Annotated in this window: 12 protein-coding genes; 6 read left to right on the top strand and 6 right to left on the bottom strand. The window is 62.6% G+C overall.

Features of this window, described 5'->3' with window-relative positions; translation table 11 throughout:
• Nucleotides 1-123 precede the first annotated feature (123 nt).
• The 3 genes from ACEN9O_RS20880 to ACEN9O_RS20870 are packed head-to-tail and all read left to right on the top strand — an operon-like array spanning nt 124 to nt 7,896.
• Entirely contained in the window at nt 124-2,016 is a 1,893-nt protein-coding gene (locus ACEN9O_RS20880) for a putative bifunctional diguanylate cyclase/phosphodiesterase (protein ID WP_495613734.1), read from the top strand.
• A gap of 4 nt (nt 2,017-2,020) precedes the next feature.
• Complete coding sequence (locus tag ACEN9O_RS20875; RefSeq protein WP_495613733.1) at nt 2,021-6,925, top strand: HAMP domain-containing protein; 4,905 nt, start codon at nt 2,021-2,023, stop codon at nt 6,923-6,925.
• Nucleotides 6,913-7,896 (top strand): CheR family methyltransferase, encoded by a 984-nt coding sequence (locus ACEN9O_RS20870; RefSeq protein ID WP_495613732.1) that lies wholly within the window; start codon nt 6,913-6,915, stop codon nt 7,894-7,896. The genes ACEN9O_RS20875 and ACEN9O_RS20870 overlap by 13 nt, the downstream gene beginning before the upstream one ends.
• A gap of 114 nt (nt 7,897-8,010) precedes the next feature.
• Here ACEN9O_RS20870 and ACEN9O_RS20865 read toward each other — a convergent pair whose 3' ends face one another.
• Entirely contained in the window at nt 8,011-8,637 is a 627-nt protein-coding gene (locus tag ACEN9O_RS20865; protein WP_495613731.1) for a glutathione S-transferase family protein, read from the bottom strand.
• A 129-nt stretch (nt 8,638-8,766) separates the two neighbouring features.
• Here ACEN9O_RS20865 and ACEN9O_RS20860 point away from each other — a divergent pair, with 129 nt between their 5' ends.
• The 3 genes from ACEN9O_RS20860 to ACEN9O_RS20850 all read left to right on the top strand — a co-directional run bounded on the left by ACEN9O_RS20860 (nt 8,767) and on the right by ACEN9O_RS20850 (nt 13,195).
• Complete coding sequence (locus ACEN9O_RS20860; protein WP_495613730.1) at nt 8,767-11,421, top strand: M1 family metallopeptidase; 2,655 nt, start codon at nt 8,767-8,769, stop codon at nt 11,419-11,421.
• A 412-nt stretch (nt 11,422-11,833) separates the two neighbouring features.
• A complete protein-coding gene (locus ACEN9O_RS20855; RefSeq protein WP_495613729.1) occupies nt 11,834-12,511 on the top strand; it encodes a YceI family protein in 678 nt (225 codons plus the stop codon).
• Between the two features lie 111 nt (nt 12,512-12,622).
• Nucleotides 12,623-13,195, top strand: coding sequence for an FxDxF family PEP-CTERM protein (locus tag ACEN9O_RS20850; protein ID WP_495613728.1), 573 nt, complete (start codon nt 12,623-12,625; stop codon nt 13,193-13,195).
• A 270-nt stretch (nt 13,196-13,465) separates the two neighbouring features.
• On the opposite strand, the gene ACEN9O_RS20845 is transcribed toward ACEN9O_RS20850, so the two are convergent.
• The 5 genes from ACEN9O_RS20845 to ACEN9O_RS20825 all read right to left on the bottom strand — a co-directional run bounded on the left by ACEN9O_RS20845 (nt 13,466) and on the right by ACEN9O_RS20825 (nt 17,961).
• Nucleotides 13,466-13,981 carry a DUF6438 domain-containing protein gene (locus ACEN9O_RS20845; RefSeq protein WP_495613727.1) on the bottom strand — a complete coding sequence of 172 codons (516 nt, stop codon included), beginning with the start codon at nt 13,979-13,981 and terminating at the stop codon, nt 13,466-13,468.
• Between the two features lie 109 nt (nt 13,982-14,090).
• A complete protein-coding gene (locus tag ACEN9O_RS20840; protein WP_495613726.1) occupies nt 14,091-14,993 on the bottom strand; it encodes a hypothetical protein in 903 nt (300 codons plus the stop codon).
• Between the two features lie 269 nt (nt 14,994-15,262).
• Nucleotides 15,263-16,039, bottom strand: a complete 777-nt coding sequence (locus ACEN9O_RS20835) for a hypothetical protein (RefSeq protein WP_495613725.1) — start codon at nt 16,037-16,039, stop codon at nt 15,263-15,265.
• Nucleotides 15,999-17,192, bottom strand: coding sequence for a hypothetical protein (locus ACEN9O_RS20830; protein ID WP_495613724.1), 1,194 nt, complete (start codon nt 17,190-17,192; stop codon nt 15,999-16,001). Before ACEN9O_RS20830 ends, ACEN9O_RS20835 begins: the two co-directional genes overlap by 41 nt.
• Before the next feature lie 136 nt (nt 17,193-17,328).
• Nucleotides 17,329-17,961: a response regulator gene (locus ACEN9O_RS20825; RefSeq protein WP_495613723.1), complete on the bottom strand. Its 633-nt coding sequence runs from the start codon at nt 17,959-17,961 to the stop codon at nt 17,329-17,331.
• Nucleotides 17,962-18,005: the final 44 nt, after the last annotated feature.

Genomic DNA, 18,005 nt, shown 5'->3' with positions numbered 1-18,005 from the left:
AAAATGCTGTTTTAACCATCGTATGGTAAAAGCGCAATTTTGCTTGACTCCCAGATATACAAGAGTATCTTTTACCTTCAAGACACAGTGCGACCGCCCGACACCTCAACCGTTCAGCCAGCCGTGCCTATCCCAAAAGTCCTCCTCGTAAATGACGACCCGGCCAGCCTGTATGCGCTGGAGAGTCTGCTATCCGAAGCCGCCAGCCAGCATGTCTATGAGCTGCTGACGGCGGGCTCCGGCAAGGAGGCCTTGCGCCAGGTGCTGCTGCACGAATTCGCCGTGATCCTGCTCGACGTCAGCATGCCCGGCATGGACGGTTTCGAGACGGCCGAAGCGATCCACTCCCACCCGCGCTCGGCGAGCGTGCCCATCATCTTCATCACCGCGCACTACGCGGACGAGATCAACCGCCTCAAGGCCTATCAGAAAGGCGCGGCCGACTACCTGTTTACGCCGGTGATACCGCAGATCCTGCAAGCCAAGGTTGCGGTGTTCGTCGAAATGACGAAGAAGAATATCCAGCTGCGCAAAAAGAGTGAGCAGCTGGCGCGCCTGAACCAGGACCTGCGGGTGCAACGCCTGCAAGACCTGGAGCGCATCAACGCCGAGCTGGAACAGGAAATCAAGGATCGCAAGCAGGCCGAGTTGCGCGCCCATGAATTGTCCACCCGCGACGCGCTGACCAACCTGGTCAACCGCCGCGCGTTGATCCAGCAGCTGGAGCATGCGGTGGCCACCTCGGACCGCAGCGGCACCGGCTTCGCGCTGCTGTTCCTCGACCTCGACAAGTTCAAGCAGATCAACGACAACCATGGCCATGAAGCGGGCGACGAGCTGCTGCGCCAGGTCTCGGCGCGGCTGACGGCGGCAGTGCGCGTGGCCGACGTGGTGGCGCGGCTGGGCGGCGACGAATTCGTGGTGCTGATCGAAGGCCGGGCGGCTGCCGCCAACGCCGCGCGCGTGGCGCGCAAGATCGAACTGGCCTGCGCCCTGCCCTTCGACATCGCCGGCCATCGCATGAAGTCGGGGGCCAGCATCGGCATCGCCATCTATCCGCAGGACGGCAACAACGCTCAGGCGCTATTGAAAAATGCCGACACCGCCATGTACCACGCCAAGCAGAACGGCGCCGGCCCGATCCAGTTCTTCCACGAAGAGCTCAACGTGCGCGAGCGCGAACGCGGACAGTGGACGCTGGAGCTGCGCAAAGGGCTGGCCGCCGGCCAGCTGGAACTGCGCTACCAGCCGCAGATCGACATCGCCAGCGGCCGCATCCTCGGCGCCGAGGCCCAGCTGTACTGGCACCACCCCGACAAAGGCATGCTGGAGGCGGAGCAGTTCCTGCCGCAGGTGCAGGACCGGGGATTGCTGGACCGCGTCGACGCCTGGGTGATCGGACAGGCCTGCGCGCAGGCCGCCCTGTGGCAGCGGGTCGCCGCGGGCGGTGCGCGTGGCCGCAAAGTCGCGCCGCTGTGCATCTGGATCAACCTGGCCACGCTGCAGCTCAATACCGACCTGCTGCAAACGCTGCTGCCGGCGATGCGCAAACAGCACCTGGCGCCGGGCAGCATCGGCGTGGAGCTCAGCGAAAAACTGCTGCAAGGCCCGGCCGAACCGCTGACCCAGTTGCTGCTGCAATTGCAGGCCGGCGGCGTGCGCGCCGCGCTGGACGATTTCGGCAGCGCGCGCTCCTCGCTGGCCGCCTGCAAGCGCTGGCAGCTGAACACACTGAAGATAGACCGCAGCTTCATCCACGCCATCGGCAACAACGAAGGCGGCACCGACGTCGTCGCCGCCGTCATCCACCTGGCCCGCGCGCTGTCCATGCGGGTGGTGGCGATGGGTGTGGACCAGGTCGAACAGCTCGACCTGCTGCGCGCCCTGGGCTGCGACAGCTGCCAGGGCGCGCTGTTTTTCCCGCCGCTTTCCGCCGCGGCACTGATCGAACACGCAGGCGCCAGGCCGCGGGCGTCCGCCATGAAATCCCACTCCCTCCTAAACGACGAGGACTAAGCCGATGAACGATATGACCGACCTGGGCGAACAGATCGACGCCAAGCGACTGCTTGCGACCCTGATGGCGCTGAAAAAAGGCGATTTCACGGCGCGCATGCCGTCCGACTGGACCGGCATGGCGGGCAAGATCGCCGACACCCTCAACGAGATCATCGAGACCAAGGAAAAAATGGTGTCGGTGGTGACGGAGGTCAGCCGCGTGGTGGGCCGCGAAGGCCGCCTGACGCAGCGCGCGCAAGTGCCCAACATGGCCGGCGGCTGGGCCTCCATCATCAGCGCCGTCAACGCGCTGATCGACGACCTGGTGCGCCCGACCACCGAAATGGCGCGCGTGATCGGCGCCGTGGCGAAAGGCGACCTGTCGCAGACCATGGCGCTGGAGGTGGACGGCGTGCCGCTGAAAGGCCAGTACCTGCGGGCGGCCACCACGGCCAACACCATGGTGGAACAGCTGTCTTCGTTCTCCTCCGAGGTGACGCGGGTGGCGCGGGAGGTCGGCACCGAGGGTAAGCTGGGCGGCCAGGCGCAGGTGAAGGGCGTGGCCGGCACCTGGAAGGACTTGACCGACTCGGTGAACTCGATGGCGGGCAACCTGACCTCCCAGGTGCGTAACATCGCCGAGGTGACGACGGCGGTGGCGAACGGCGACTTGTCCAAGAAGATCACGGTGGACGTGCGCGGCGAGATCCTGCAACTGAAGGACACCATCAACGTGATGGTGGACCAGCTGCGCTCCTTTGCGTCGGAAGTGACGCGGGTGGCGCGCGAGGTGGGTACCGAGGGTAAGCTGGGCGGCCAGGCTTATGTGCCGGGCGTCGGCGGCACGTGGAAGGACTTGACCGATAACGTGAACTTCATGGCGTCCAACCTCACGGGCCAGGTGCGTAACATCGCGGCGGTGACCACCGCCGTGGCGAACGGCGACTTGTCGAAGAAGATCACGGTGGACGTGAAGGGCGAGATCCTGGAACTGAAAAACACCATCAACGTGATGGTGGACCAACTGTCCTCCTTCGCATCCGAGGTGACGCGGGTGGCGCGCGAGGTGGGCACCGAAGGTAAGCTGGGCGGCCAGGCGCAGGTGAAAGGCGTGGCCGGCACCTGGAAGGACTTGACCGACTCGGTGAACTCGATGGCGGGTAACCTGACGGGCCAGGTGCGTAACATCGCCGACGTGACCACCGCCGTGGCGAACGGCGACTTGTCGAAGAAGATCACGGTGGACGTGAAGGGCGAGATTCTCGAACTGAAAAACACCATCAACGTGATGGTGGACCAACTGAACTCCTTCGCATCCGAGGTGACGCGGGTGGCGCGCGAGGTGGGTACCGAGGGTAAGCTGGGCGGCCAGGCCAACGTGCCCGGCGTGGCCGGCACCTGGAAGGACTTGACCGACGGCGTGAACTCGATGGCGGGTAACCTGACGGGCCAGGTGCGTAACATCGCCGACGTGACCACCGCCGTGGCCAACGGCGACCTGTCGAAAAAGATCACGGTGGACGTGAAGGGCGAGATCCTGGAACTGAAAAACACCATCAACGTGATGGTGGACCAACTGTCCTCCTTCGCATCGGAAGTGACGCGGGTGGCGCGCGAGGTGGGTACCGAGGGTAAGCTGGGCGGCCAGGCTTATGTGCCGGGCGTCGGCGGCACGTGGAAAGACTTGACCGATAACGTGAACTTCATGGCGTCCAACCTCACGGGCCAGGTGCGTAACATCGCGGCGGTGACCACCGCCGTGGCGCGCGGCGACTTGTCGAAGAAAATCACGGTGGACGTGAAGGGCGAGATCCTGGAACTGAAAGACACCATCAACGTGATGGTGGACCAACTGTCCTCCTTCGCATCCGAGGTGACGCGGGTGGCGCGCGAGGTGGGTACCGAAGGTAAGCTGGGCGGCCAGGCCAACGTGTCCGGCGTGGCCGGCACATGGAAGGACTTGACCGAGAACGTCAACCAGCTGGCGGCAAACCTGACCAACCAGGTGCGAGCGATCGCCGAGGTGGCGACCGCCGTGACACGCGGCGACTTGTCCCGTTCCATCCAGGTGGAGGCGCGCGGCGAGGTGTCCTACCTGAAGGACAACATCAACGAGATGATCCGAAACCTGAAGGACACCACGCTGAAGAACGCGCAGCAGGACTGGCTGAAGACCAACCTGGCGCGCTTCACCCGACTGCTGCAAGGCCAGCGCGACTTGCAGGCCGTGACCAAGCTGATTCTATCCGAGCTGGCGCCGCTGGTGTCGGCCCACCACGGTGTGTTCTACATGATGGACTCGCAGGAATCGGACGCCCGCCTGCGCATGATCGCCAGCTACGGCTACCGTTCCAGCCGCAAGCTGCCCACCTCCTTCCTGCCGGGCGAAGGCCTGGTGGGCCAGTGCGCGGTGGAGAAGGTGCGCATCTGGCTGACCGACGTGCCGCGCGATTACATCGTCGTCTCGTCCGGCCTGGGCGCGGCGCCGCCGACCAACATTGTGGTGCTGCCGATTCTGTTCGAGCAGCAGGTCAAGGCGGTGATCGAGATCGCGTCGCTGGACCGCTTCACCGAAACCCACCTGTCCTTCCTCGATCAGCTGATGGAATCGATCGGCGTGGTGCTGAACACCATCGAGGCGAACAGCCGTACCGAATCGCTGCTGACGCAGTCGCAATCGCTGGCGCAGGAACTGCAACAGACCAACCAGGAACTGGCCGAAAAAGCCCGCCTGCTATCCGAGCAGAACATCGAGGTGGAGCGCAAGAACCGCGAGGTGGAACAGGCGAAACTGGCGCTGGAAGAGAAAGCCACCCAGCTGGCGCTGTCCTCCAAGTACAAGTCCGAGTTCCTGGCGAATATGTCGCACGAGCTGCGCACGCCTCTGAACTCGCTGCTGATCCTGGCGCAGCAGCTGGGCGACAACCCGGACGGCAACCTGTCCGGCAAGCAGGTGGAATTCGCCAAGACCATCCACGGCTCCGGCTCCGACTTGCTCACGCTGATTAACGACATTCTGGATTTGTCGAAGATCGAATCCGGTACGGTGACGCTGGACGTCTCCGAGTACCGCTTCCAGAACCTGCGCAACTACGTCGACCGCACCTTCCGCCACATGGCCGAGGCCAAGCACCTGGGCTTCTCCGTGGAGCTGAAGGACAACCTGCCGACCGCGATGATGACCGACACCACGCGCCTGCAGCAGGTGCTGAAAAACCTGCTGTCGAACGCGTTCAAGTTCACCACGCACGGTCAGGTCTCGCTCAGTATCAGCCTGGTGAACAGCGGCTTCTCCAGCGACCACCCCAACCTGCTGCACGCCGACGCGGTGCTGGCCTTTGCCGTCAACGACAGCGGCGTCGGCATCGCCGCCGACAAGCTGCAGCTGATCTTCGAAGCGTTCCAGCAGGCCGACGGCTCCACCGCCCGCAAATACGGCGGCACGGGCCTGGGCCTGTCGATCTCGCGCGAGCTGGCGCGCCTGCTGGGCGGCGAGATCCGCGTCGAATCGGCGGTCGGCAACGGCTCCACCTTCACGCTGTTCCTGCCTTACAACCGGGCCGGCTTCATCAACTACGACATGGGCCGCCAGCCGCAGGTGCGCCTGCCGGCACCTGCCCCGCAAGTGGTGTACACGCCGCCCCACTACAACGAACTGGCGCAGCCGGACCACGACAGCCTGAGCGCCATCACCGATATCGAAGCCGACATGGAGCAATACGGCAGCAGCGACGACCGCGGCCTGGTGGCGCCTGGCGATCCGTCGGTGCTGATCATCGAAGACGACGAGCGCTTCTCCAAGATCGTGCTCGATTTCGCGCGCGAGAAGAACTTCAAAGGCATCGTCACGCTGCAAGGCGATTCGGCATTGAGCCTGGCGCGCGACTACCTGCCGTCCGCCATCCTGCTCGATCTCGATCTGCCGGACATCGACGGCTTCACGGTGCTGGACCGCCTGAAACGCGACCCGAGCACGCGCCACATTCCGGTGCATGTGATGTCCAGCCTACGCGAGCGCGAACGGGCGCTGCGCCTGGGCGCGATCTCCTACCTGAACAAACCGGTCAGCAAGGCCGCCCTGCAGGAAGAATTCTCGCGCATCCAGAAGTTCCTGCTGGGCGGTAAGCGCAGCCTGCTGGTGGTGGACGACGAACAGATGCAGCGCGACGCCATCGTCGCCCTGATCGGCGACACCGACCTGCACATCGTCGCCGTCGATACCGGCCAGGCGGCGCTGGACGCGCTGCGCGAAGCGCGCTTCGACTGCATGGTGCTGGACCTGACGCTGCCCGACATCAGCGGCTTCGACCTGCTCGACATCATCGGCAAGGACGAATCTCTGCGCGACCTGCCGATCGTGATCAACACCGCCAAGGAGTTGAACCGCAAGGAAGTGGCAAAGCTGAAGCGCTACGCCAAGACCATCGTCATCAAGGATGCCCGCTCGCCGGAGCGCCTGCTGGATGAAACCGCGCTGTTCCTGCACCGCTCGCAGGCCAGCCTGCCGGAAGCGCAGCGCCGCATGCTGGAGGAGATCCACGCGGCCGACGGCGGCCTGGCCGGCCGCAAGGTGCTGATCGTCGACGATGACCTGCGCAACATCTTCGCGCTGTCGTCGCTGCTGGAGCGCCAGCAAATGCAGGTGTCGTTCGCCGAGAATGGACGCGACGGCATCGAGGTGCTGGAAAAGGATCCGACCATCGAGATCGTCCTGATGGACATCATGATGCCGGAGATGGACGGCTACGACACCATGCGCGCCATCCGCCGCATCCCCAAATTCAAATCGCTGCCCATCATCACGCTGACGGCGAAGGCGATGAAGGGCGACCGCGATAAATGTATCGCGGCCGGCGCGTCGGACTACATCACCAAGCCGGTGGATGTGGCGCAACTGCTGTCGCTGATGCGGGTGTGGCTGCACTGATGGCGGTGATGAACTCGTTCCTGGCTTCACTGCGGGCGGCGTTGCGGCCCGCCGACTCCGCCGGCACGGCCAGCACCGTCAGCACGACGGCGCCCGAGGCGGCCGCCGCGCCGCCGGCGGGCCATGCGGATGCGCCGCGCCGCCACTCGCCGTCCACCGTCGAGGAGCTGGAACTGGAGCTGCTGCTGGAGGCGGCGTTCCAGGTCTACGGCTACGACTATCGCGGCTATCAGCGCGACGTCGTCACGCAACGGGTGCAATCGGCGATGAAGCAGCTGTCGCTGGCCACCATCTCGGAGTTGCAGGCGCGCGTGCTGCACGACGCGCATGCGTGGAGCGCGCTGCTGCGTGAGCTGTCGGTGGAACCGGCGCTGATGTTCGACGACGCTGCGGAGGTGTCGCTGCTGCGCATGTCCCTGGGCGTGTGCCTGCATGGTGCAGCGCTGCCGCGCGTGTGGCTGGCCGACTGCGCCGGCGCGCAGCAGGCGTGGACGCTGGCTATTCTGCTGGAACAGGAACAGCTGGGCGCGCGCACCGAGATCTACGCCACCGTCTCCAGCGACGCACTGCTGGCGGAGGCGCAGGCGGCAAGCTTGCCGATGGCGCGGCTGGGAGAGCTGCAGGCGAACTACGTGCGCAGCGGCGGCGTAGGCAAGCTGCTCGACTATTTCGAAGTCAGCGGCGACGGGCTGCACGCGACGCTGCTGCCGCACCTGCGCAGCCGCATCACCTGGGCGCAGTACAACATGGTGACGGACGCCTCGTTCAACGAGTTCCAGATGATCCTGGGCCGGCGCACCCTGCCCGACTTCGGCCCGGCGCTGCGCCAGCGCGTGCTGCGGCTGTTCAACGACAGCCTGGCGCAATCGGGCATGCTGGTGCTGGACCGTCCGCTGGAATCGGGCGATCCGCTGGCCGCCCACTACAAGCCGGTGTTCCCGCACCAGCCGTGGTACAAGCGGATAGCGTAACCCCCGTCATTCCCGCGCACGCGGGAATCCATAGGCCGCCTGCGTTATTGCATCAGCATGGATTCCCGCCTGCGCGGGAAGTCATTTCCCCCAATGGGGGGAATGACAGACTTCCTAATACGGCGCCGAAGCGCTGGGACGCTCTGCGATGCGGTCGCGCCAGGCCTGCAGATACTCCATGCCTTCCGCGCCCGGCCGGAACTTCATCAGGCCGCGCGCAAACTCCAACGCGCAGAACGCGGTGATATCGGCGATGGTGAAGCGCTGCCCCGCCACAAACGGCTGACCGGCCAGCACGCCATCCAGCCAACGCGCCGTCTCGCGCATCTTCTCGCCCTGCGACGCGCCGAAGTCGGCAAACTGCGGCTGCTCCAGTATCGCCAGGCCCGGATGCGTATGACGTATGCAATTGGCGATCCCCATAAACAGGTGCAGCTCAACGCGACGGTCGGTCATCTCGATAAAGGCGCGTTCGTCGAAACCATCGCCCATCAGGTTGGGCTCGGGCGCGTAGCCTTCCAGCCAGGTGCAAATAGCCCGCGTTTCGCACAGGATGCGGCCATCGTCCAGCTCCAGCGCCGGCACCCGGCCGAAGGGATTCTTGGCCAAATAGTCCGCGCTGCGGTGGGCGCCGCCGACCAGGTCGATCGAAACCTGCTCAAAATCGGTCAGCCCTTTCTCAGCCATGAACACGGCAACCCGGCGCGGATTGGGCGTGCGTGGCGATGTATAGAACTTCATATCCAACTCTCTTCGGGTGATGGGTAGATTGACATTGTAACCAGTTAGCCTTAGATTGCACGCTGGCCCACGAAGCCAACAACGGTTTATATCGTATGCCTACCGGCTCACCCACCTGAAGGATTTTGCATGCAACGTAGTCTGATTTCGCTCGCCGTGATGGCGCTGCTCGGCTTCTCTTCCGGCCTCGCTCCACTGACCGTGGCCGCCGCGCCGGCCGCCAAGGCCGCCAAGGTCACCACGCAGCTCCCCCGCACCGCCGTGCCGACCCACTACGCGGTCTCGCTGACGCCGGACGCCGCCAACAGCACCTTCAGCGCCAGCGTCACCATCGCGCTCGACATCAAGCAAGCCAGCAATAGCATCACCCTCAACGCCGCCGACCTGAAATTCAGCGCCGCCGCGATCAGCGCCGGCCCCGGCAAGCCGGCGCTGGCCGCCAGCAAGATCAGCGTCGACAACGACAAGCAGACCGCCACCTTCGAGTTCGCCCAGCCGCTGGCCGTGGGCAGCTACCAGCTCAAGCTGGACTACACCGGCGTGATCGGCACCCAGGCCACCGGCATGTTCTCGCTGGACTACCAGAACGGCGGCGCCAAGCACCGCGCCCTGTACACCCAGTTTGAGAACTCCGAAGCCCGCCGCGTGATCCCGTCGTGGGACGAGCCGTTCTACAAAGCCACCTTCGCGCTGGAAGCGACCGTGCCGGCCGGCCAGATGGCGGTGTCGAACATGCCGGTCGCCTCCACCAGCAAGCTGGCCGACGGCCGCGAACTGGTACGCTTCGCCACCTCGCCGAAGATGTCGACCTACCTGCTGTTCTTCAGCCTGGGCGAATTCGAACGCGCCACCGCAGTCTCCGGCGGCACCGAATTGGGCGTCGTCACGCAGAAAGGCTCGATCGGCCAGGCCCAGTTCGCGCTCGATTCGTCGGTCGCCGTGCTCAAGGAATACAACGACTACTTCGGCGTGAAATACCCGCTGCCCAAGCTGGACAACATCGCCGCGCCTGGCCGCAGCCAGTTCTTCAGCGCGATGGAAAACTGGGGCGCGATCTTCACCTTCGAATCCGCGATCCTGCTCGATCCGCGCGTCGCCACGCAGTCGGACAAGGAGACTTCCTTCCTGGTGGCCGCGCACGAAATGGCGCACCAGTGGTTCGGCGACCTGGTAACGATGGCCTGGTGGGACGACCTGTGGCTGAACGAAGGCTTCGCCTCGTGGATGGAATCGCGCACCACCACCCGCCTGCATCCTGAATGGAAGTGGGAACTGCGCGCAGTCGGCACCCGCGAGCACGCCATGCAGCGCGACGCGCTGGTCACCACCCACCCGGTGGTGCAGCACATCAGCACCGTCGAACAGGCCAGCCAGGCCTTCGACAGCATCACCTATCAAAAAGGCGAGTCGGTCATCCGCATGCTGGAGAACTACGTCGGCGACGAAGCCTGGCGCGCCGGCGTGCGCAGCTACATGGCCAAGCACGCATATGGCAACACGGTGTCCGACGACCTGTGGCGCGAAGTGGAAAAGGCCGCGCACAAGCCGGTCACCGCGATCGCGCATGACTTCACGCTCAAGCCGGGCGTGCCAATGATACGCGTGGCCGATGCGGTCTGCAAAAACGGCCAGACCACCATCGCGCTGACGCAGGGCGAATTCAGCACGGACCAGACCGACAAGAAGCCGCTGAGCTGGCGCGTGCCGGTGATCGCGCAGACCGTGGGCGGTGCGCCGGTGCGCACCATCGTCAACGGCAAGGCCAGCATGACGCTGCCGGGCTGCGGCACGGTGCTGGTGAACGCCGGCCAGAGCGGCTACTACCGCACGCTGTACGCGCCGAAGGCGTTTGCCGCGCTGGCCGACAGCTTCGCCGGCCTGTCGGCCATCGATCAAATAGGCCTGCTGTCGGACAGCTGGTCGCTGGGCATGGCGGGCCTGATGCCGGCCTCCAGCTTCCTGGACCTGGCCAGCAAGGCGCCGCTGGACGCCGCGCCGCAGGTGTGGAACCAGATCGCCGTGTCGCTGCTCACCCTGCACGACAGCTACGAAGGCAAGCCGGAACAGCAGGCAGCGCTGGACCGCTACGCGCGCAAGCGCCTGGCACCGGTGCTGGCGCGCGTCGGCTGGACCCAGGCCGCGGATGAAGCGGCGCCGGTGGCCAACCTGCGCGAAAAGCTGATCAACGTTCTGGGCGCCGTCGGCGACGAAGGCGTGGTCGCGGAAGCGCGTCGCCGTTATGCCGCCTCGGCCACCGACAAAGATGCGATGCCGGCCGCGCTGCGCCGCCCTATCCTGGGTGTGATCGCCACCAACGCCGACGCCGCGACCTGGGACCAGCTGCACGCCGCAGCCCAGGAAGAAAAATCAAGCATGATCAAGAGCGAGCTGTACGACCTGCTGGGCACCGTCAAGGACAAGGCGCTGGCGCAGCGCGCGCTGGACCTGGCGCTGACCGACGAAGGCGGCGCTACCGAAGGCGCGTCGATCCTCAACCACGTGGCCGCTCATCACGCGGACATGGCCTACGACTTCGCCATCAGCCACTATGCACAGCTGGAGAAAAAGGTCGACGGCAGTTCGCGCAGCCGCTACTTCCCAGGCCTGGGCGGGCGTTCCGCCAATCTGGCGATGATCGACAAGCTGCGCGCCTACGCCAAGCAGTACCTGCCAGCCGAAGCGCAAGGCGACACCAGGACCGCGATCGCCTCGATCCAGTACCGCGTGAAGCTGCGCACCACCCGCCTGCCGGAAATCGACAGCTGGCTGGCCAAGCACGGCTGAGGGCAAGGGGCAAAAAAAACCAGCGTCATCGTGAGATGATGCTGGTCGCGAAAACGCTCGAGAGCGTGGGGATGTCCGACTGCCCGGCGGCGATGGTGCCGCCTGGGCGAAATTTGTGCCGGGCTTGATGGAGTCCGGCAACCGGGCGCGAGGCTTGAACCTCGCGCTACAGGTGTTACTTTGCCAGCGATCGGCCGGCATAGGCTTAGGGATTCATTAAGTTGGGAATCCGGGCTGGAAGGAGGCCGGATCGGGGTGATGGTGCCGGTGTTTCAGGCCACCGGCCAGCCTGCTGAGTCATGCTTTGTGAAATCCCGCACCGGCTTGGGTGCGAGACCAACTGGAGCACGCTGGAACCAGCGAGACGCAGCATAATCGGGCATTATGACGGCCAAATGACCATGGTGCTCGAATGACAAAATTATATAACTATCTAAGAATCGGCACGCTGTGCGCTGGCATGGCGGCTTGCACGCAGTTGCCCGGCAATGCACCGCAGGCCGTGCCTGCGCCGGCGGCTTCGCCCGCCCCTGTCGTTCATCCGCCGCCGGCAGCCGCCGAGCTGACCATCGACAGCGCGCAATCGCTGATCGCCGTCACGGTGCGGCGCGGCGGCCTGCTGGCACGGCTGGGTCATGATCACCTGGTCGCCGCCCGCCATATCAGCGGCACCGTATCGCCGGCGCAGAACCGCGCGGATTTCCAGTTCCGCCTCGATCAGCTCACGGTCGATGAGGCCGAGCTGCGCATCGCCGCCGGCCTGGAAAAACAGCCCTCCGCCGACGCCATCGACGGCACCCGCAACAATATGCTGACCAGGGTACTGGATGCGGAACGATATCCGCTGGTGCAGGTGCACGCCGAACGCGGTGCACCCGGCCAACCGCTGCAAGTGGCGATCACGCTGCACGGCGTTACGCGCAGCATGGCGATCCCGGCGGAGATCAGCGAGACGACAGGTGTCATGACCGTCACCGGCAGCGTCAACCTGAAACAAAGCGATTTCGGCATTACGCCATTTTCCGTGATGGCCGGCGCGCTGGCGGTGCAGGATCAGCTGGAGCTGCGGTTTACGCTGGTGTCCAAATAAAAATAAAGTCAAATAGGCAACGCTGACGGGATTTATTGTGCTATTCTTTTCGATGAAATATCGACAACGAAATGTACCTCCCTTCGGCCCTCACTTATGACTGGAACGAACATGAAAGTCTTTAAAAAGGCGGTGATATTTTCCGCGTTGCTGGCTTGCTCTGGACTGATGGCGCACTCCGCCATTGGCGCGAACGTTACCGGTTCGCCATTCAGTCAGCAGATCAATGACGCTTTCGGCGGCTTCACTATAAGTTTTGGCAATAATTTCATCAACACCGACCAGCACGGCACCTTCGACGACCTCATCGGGTTCGGCGCCGGTTCGCCGTTCGAAGCCAGCGGCTCGGTCTCGTCGAATTTCACGTCGACGCAATCGCTGACACTGGCGTCGGTAAAACTGGTGAACTACACTCTCGATATCAATAACAACGTCATAGTTGTATCGTCCCTCAACGCCTCGCAACTGTTGCCGAATTACTTCAGCTTCCATGCGAACAACCTGAGCCAAGGACAGTACTATTTGGAAATCACCGGCGTCGTTAACGGCACTAGTGGAGGCTCCTACGGCGGCAGCCTGAACGTGACGCCAATGGAAGCCGTACCTGAGCCGGCAACCTACGGCATGTTACTGGGCGGCTTGGGCCTGGTAGGCTACGCAGCCCGCCGCAAAAAGACCAGCTGATCCCGGTGCGGCCGCTGCGCCGCAGCCACGAAAAGCGCATGCGCCGGCAACGGCCATGCGCTTTTTTAAACTACTGAGCGAATTCAACGATAACAGCTGAAATTGATGCGATGCTAAATCTGGCCACTTCGGCCGGATATAAACTGGTAGATCACGAGTTCAAACCGGTAAAGTAAGGTGTGACGCTGAGAGAGATCAGCATTAACTTGCCATCAAGACAACAAAGAGTCCGCTTCCGTAGCCGATAACTGTCAAACCTACTCCGCAGAATCAGTTAGGCCCCTGGTTGACCAGTGGGCCTGTATGAGCCATTAGGTCAACAGTATTTGCCAACCACTTTAAATCTTCCGCTGGCACATTTGGTCCGTGACATCCAGTGTAAAACACCACGGTTTTTTCTATACCTTTCGTAGTAACCGAAATCGAAATTGAAGGATGGTCTGTAGGCAAGCTTACACAGCCATCTCTTTCAAACTGGTATTTTTCCTGCATCTGTTCGAATCTCACATGACGTACCGCTGCCGCCAACAGTTCAATATTGGCGGCGGGTATACTAGATTGACGAGCTCCTTTGACCGTCACGAAGTCTTCACCCACATATTTCACTTGTCCGTTGCTGCGAATTTCAACTACGTAAATGGGGCATGGGCCATAGCACGCGGTCCGCCGCAAGGTTACGACATCAAATTGTGTTGAAATGGGCGCTGACGTCAGATGCCCAGAAATTCCGCTGGAGCAAGCCGCAACCAAAAGAACAAGAATGCCAAGGAACAGTTTTTTCTTCATCTCTTCTACTTTTTGAGTGACGGCTTTTGGCCGGTTGTGGTTATCGTTGCTTATTTTCTTTAGATTGGAATGATGAGCGGATGTTTTCGTTCAATGCCCTGGCGCGTCGCTATTTTTTGTATACGATCTCGTTGTCTATCATATAGAGAACACACTCTTTATGGGCGACTTCCCTGCAGTTTTGGAGAGCACGTTCCCTGATATCAATCGGCTTGGATGGGTCCTTGGGGCGAGCACCCCACGCTGCCGCGTAATTTGCGGTGTCGGAAATGGCAAAGGCACGCGGCAGCGGTTTTGTCAGGAATTCCCTGAAGTATTCCTGACCGCGGGGTTTAAGGTATGGCAATGGCGTATTCACATCTGGTGCAGCCGATATCTTCGTGGGCTGGCCAGGTGGCGATGGTAATGCTGAGTCCATCGCAACCGCGCTGGCAACTAGGCTGTCTATTTTGATCATGCGCTTCGCCAATTCATTCGCGCAGTCCGCAGCATAAGTAGATAATTTGGTGCGCAGAAATTGACCATGATTCTCAGTCAATTTCTCGTGTGATACCGCGTCGCTTAACTCTTTAGGACTTCTTGCGCAATAATCTTCGGCGACTATTCGGCTATTTTTCACATCAATAAGTCGAGCGCGAGCAACATACCGCACGTGGTAACTGTCCCAATTGGCTGGCATGTAGCCGTACGACCAGTTAATGGTTTTTATATCCACGACAAAGTCGCTGGATGAGTAGCTCTTAATGATCGTCTCAAGACTGTCGTCTTGTAGAGGAAGCTCCGTTGCAGCGAATTCCACCAGATGATACTTATCGACCAATCCCTTGCGCAGTCCCGCAGCAATGTCGATCGCGGGATCTGCGATCCTGTTATCTTTGATGAACGAATTTCCCTCACTAATCATCGCCACCGCCCCAAGCATGGCAAACGCAGCCTTGCCCGGCGTCATAGCAGCAAAGTCGGCGATCGGATAGCGACTGACTGCTACCCGGGCTCCCGGGTGGAAAGACATCTCAGTGTCGGACGCGACCGGGGTACGATGTAAGGGTGTCGTGCACGCTGCAAGCAATAGCACAGGAAGGAGTATGGGAACCGTACGGCGAATCTTCATTTTGACTGGATGTCCTTATCGCTATCACTTAAACGAGTTAATAGATTTTGGCTGATCTCAGCCTACTATTGCAGGATACCAGCTTGTCGAAATGGAATAATCACGAATTCTCACGCCATAGTAATGCCCCGGAAAATTCCGCTGAGCTTGGACCACCACCACGGCCCGGCTCAATCAATCACCAAGGCCACCCGGCCTTCATCCCCACACGGCTGAGTGCTCTGTCCGGCCTGCTCAAACGCCGAACACAAACGATTCCCCTGCGGGTCCTCCAACTGCGGATGGATGCGCAACAGGTAAGCCCCAGGACGCCAGTCCCGTGCCGGCGTGAAACGCCATTCCTGCTCGCCGGCCGTCAGGCTAGCGGTGCCAGGCACTCGCCGCCCATCCGGCCCCTGCACGGAAATCTGCGCCGCAGCGGCGCCGTCCAGCGCGGCAGGAGCGATAACGCGCAGAGGCTGGCGGCCTCCGCGCCGCACGGTCTGCAACGCCCATTGTTGCGGATCGATGCGCTGGCGCAGCGGCGCCGTCACCAGCCAGCGCTGTTCCAAAGGCCGGCCCAGTTGCGGGTCATCGATACGCAACATCACCGACTGGCCGCTTCGCAAGGCCGGCCCCAGCGCGAGATTCGGCCCGACTCCGCTCTTGATACGGCCCGGATGCAACAACAGTGTCACATTCCTGCCGCTCTGGTCGGGCAGCGGCAGGTCGAGAAAGGCGTCGGGGATAGGCGTGCCGGCGCTGTCGAACAGCGCGACATGGGCCATGTCCAGCGGCGCCGCCAATGGCTGATCGAAATGCAGCTCGATCCGCAGCAGGTTTTCCGCCACCGCCGGTCCGGAAGGGGTCACACCGGCGCCGGCCAGCACCAGCTGCGGCGACAGAGCCAACGCCAGCAGCGCGATGCTAGCGCGCCAGTTCAGGATAGCCCTCGATGGTGCGCGCATATTTGTGGAAGTCGCGGAATTTGTCGCCGTCCGGGTAGCGGTAGTCGGGGAAATCGTACTCGTTGACGAAGTCGCTCAGACGCAGGTAGCCGCCTTTAGGAATCGACACCAGCTGCATCTCGCCACCGGCCTCCGAGCGGCGCAGCGCCAGCAGCAATTGCGGATTGAGGTTATCAATCCGCATCACCGCCGACAGCGGCGTCATGGTCGCCTTGACGCCGAGGTACGGCTTGGCCGGCCATTCAATCGGCGTATTCAGGCCGGGCGCAGCGGCGGCGCTGGCCAGATCGGCGGCGCTCAGCAGGTCCGCCGAACGGCTGGAATTGACCAGCAAGGCATATTCCGCATCGCCCATCTTGAAACTCACCAAACCGTTAGGTGCACTGCCCCAGCCCAGCTCCCCCACCGTCCGGGCGGCGATATGCGCGCCGTCCTTCAGTTCCTTGAGCGGGATGGTGACCAGCGGCGTGCAGGTATAGGCCGCCACCAGCGTCGGTTCGCCGCCGATGGTCATCACCGTCATGCTGCGGATGGGTGCGCGCGTTTCGATCTGGTTGTGCACCGGATGGTACATCTCGATCGTGGTGGCACTGGCCTTGCCGCTGAACGGATAGTCGTACACCCGCAAGGTGGAGGCGAAGCTGCGGTTCGACAGCCCGGCCACGTACAGCTTGTTCTGATAGTAGCGCATGTCGGTCACGGTCAATGTCTGTTGGGGCAGATCGCGCCAGAAAGTGACGTCGGCCGTCGGCGCATCGGCGATGGCGGCCGAACCCGAAGTCCTGCCCAGATCGAGCCGTCTGACTGTCCCCGCCGCGTCAATACTGACGATGGCTGGCTTGCTCCGGCCTTGGGCGCCGCGCACGGTCAATGCCACGTACGCCAGCTCGCTGTCCGGCTGCACGGCCAGATCCTCAAAGCGCAGCGCCGCCGGTGCTACGCCAAGCGCCTTGGCGATCGGCGCCTGCACATCCATCAGATTGAACGGCTTGCCAGCCGGCTTGGCGGATGCCGGCACCTGCAGCGCAAAAATGCGCGCGCCCTTCCAGTCGGCGACAAACAAGGTATTCGCGTCGCCGAAACTCAGCTTGCTGGCAGACTGCATGGCCAGCGGCGCCGCATCGGCAAACCCTGCTGCGAGGAGAAGACTCAACAATAATCTGCTTCGGGTGTACATGGCGACCGTCCTTTCACTTGATGGCGAAAAGCCAGTATAGGTATGGTCGCCATGCAGGTCGCTCCGCCAAAAGTCGGTGTGTCTTGCCACCCTGGCGTGTATTGAACGGTGCTCAGTTTTCCCAATAGCCGCGCCGCATCGCGATCATCACCGCATGCGTGCGGTCACGCGCATCGAGCTTTTGCAAGATGGCTTTCATGTGGGCTTTGATGGTGTCCTCGCTCAAGCCCAGCTGGTCCGCCACGCGTTGGTTCGAATTGCCCTCGCCCACCAGGCGCAGCACTTCGATCTCGCGCTTGCTCAAGGCATCCAGCAGAAAACTGTTCGCCAGGCTGGCCGCGACTGGCGGCGGCAGCGAGCGCCGGCCGGCGTGCGCGGAGATGATATGGTCGCCCAAGGTGGTGCGGGCCAGATTTTTCAGGACGTAGCCGCTCGCGCCCGCCTTCAGCCCACGCGCCACCTGCACGTCGCCATCGAACGTGGTCAGGATGATGATGCGCGCCGCAGGGTCGATGACGCGTATCGCGCGAGTCGCTTCGATGCCGTTCATTCCGGGCATCTGCAAATCCATCAGCGTGACATCGGGCCGCCATCGCTTGTACAGTTCGACGGCGGTGTCGCCATCGTCCGCTTCGGCCACCACCGAAAATTTCGGATTGGCCGACAGCACCGCGATGATCCCGCTGCGCATCAGGGGATGATCGTCCGCGATCATGACGCTGATCAGGTCACTGTCCATATCCATGCTCCCGTATCGTTCGCGCGAGCGTATCACCGCCTGCGCCGCCA

Source organism: Duganella sp. Dugasp78, assembly GCF_059491455.1.
This window is presented reverse-complemented; position numbering and strand designations above follow the sequence as displayed.

What these genes read in the sequence shown, in the direction of transcription:
- ACEN9O_RS20825 (WP_495613723.1), bottom strand. Translation starts at nt 17,961, where the DNA reads ATGGATATGGACAGTGACCTGATCAGCGTCATGATCGCGGACGATCAT.
- ACEN9O_RS20840 (WP_495613726.1), bottom strand. Translation starts at nt 14,993, where the DNA reads ATGTCTTTCCACCCGGGAGCCCGGGTAGCAGTCAGTCGCTATCCGATC.
- ACEN9O_RS20865 (WP_495613731.1), bottom strand. Translation starts at nt 8,637, where the DNA reads ATGAAGTTCTATACATCGCCACGCACGCCCAATCCGCGCCGGGTTGCC.
- ACEN9O_RS20875 (WP_495613733.1), top strand. Translation starts at nt 2,021, where the DNA reads ATGAACGATATGACCGACCTGGGCGAACAGATCGACGCCAAGCGACTG.
- ACEN9O_RS20845 (WP_495613727.1), bottom strand. Translation starts at nt 13,981, where the DNA reads ATGAAGAAAAAACTGTTCCTTGGCATTCTTGTTCTTTTGGTTGCGGCT.
- ACEN9O_RS20855 (WP_495613729.1), top strand. Translation starts at nt 11,834, where the DNA reads ATGACAAAATTATATAACTATCTAAGAATCGGCACGCTGTGCGCTGGC.
- ACEN9O_RS20835 (WP_495613725.1), bottom strand. Translation starts at nt 16,039, where the DNA reads ATGCGCGCACCATCGAGGGCTATCCTGAACTGGCGCGCTAGCATCGCG.
- ACEN9O_RS20860 (WP_495613730.1), top strand. Translation starts at nt 8,767, where the DNA reads ATGCAACGTAGTCTGATTTCGCTCGCCGTGATGGCGCTGCTCGGCTTC.
- ACEN9O_RS20850 (WP_495613728.1), top strand. Translation starts at nt 12,623, where the DNA reads ATGAAAGTCTTTAAAAAGGCGGTGATATTTTCCGCGTTGCTGGCTTGC.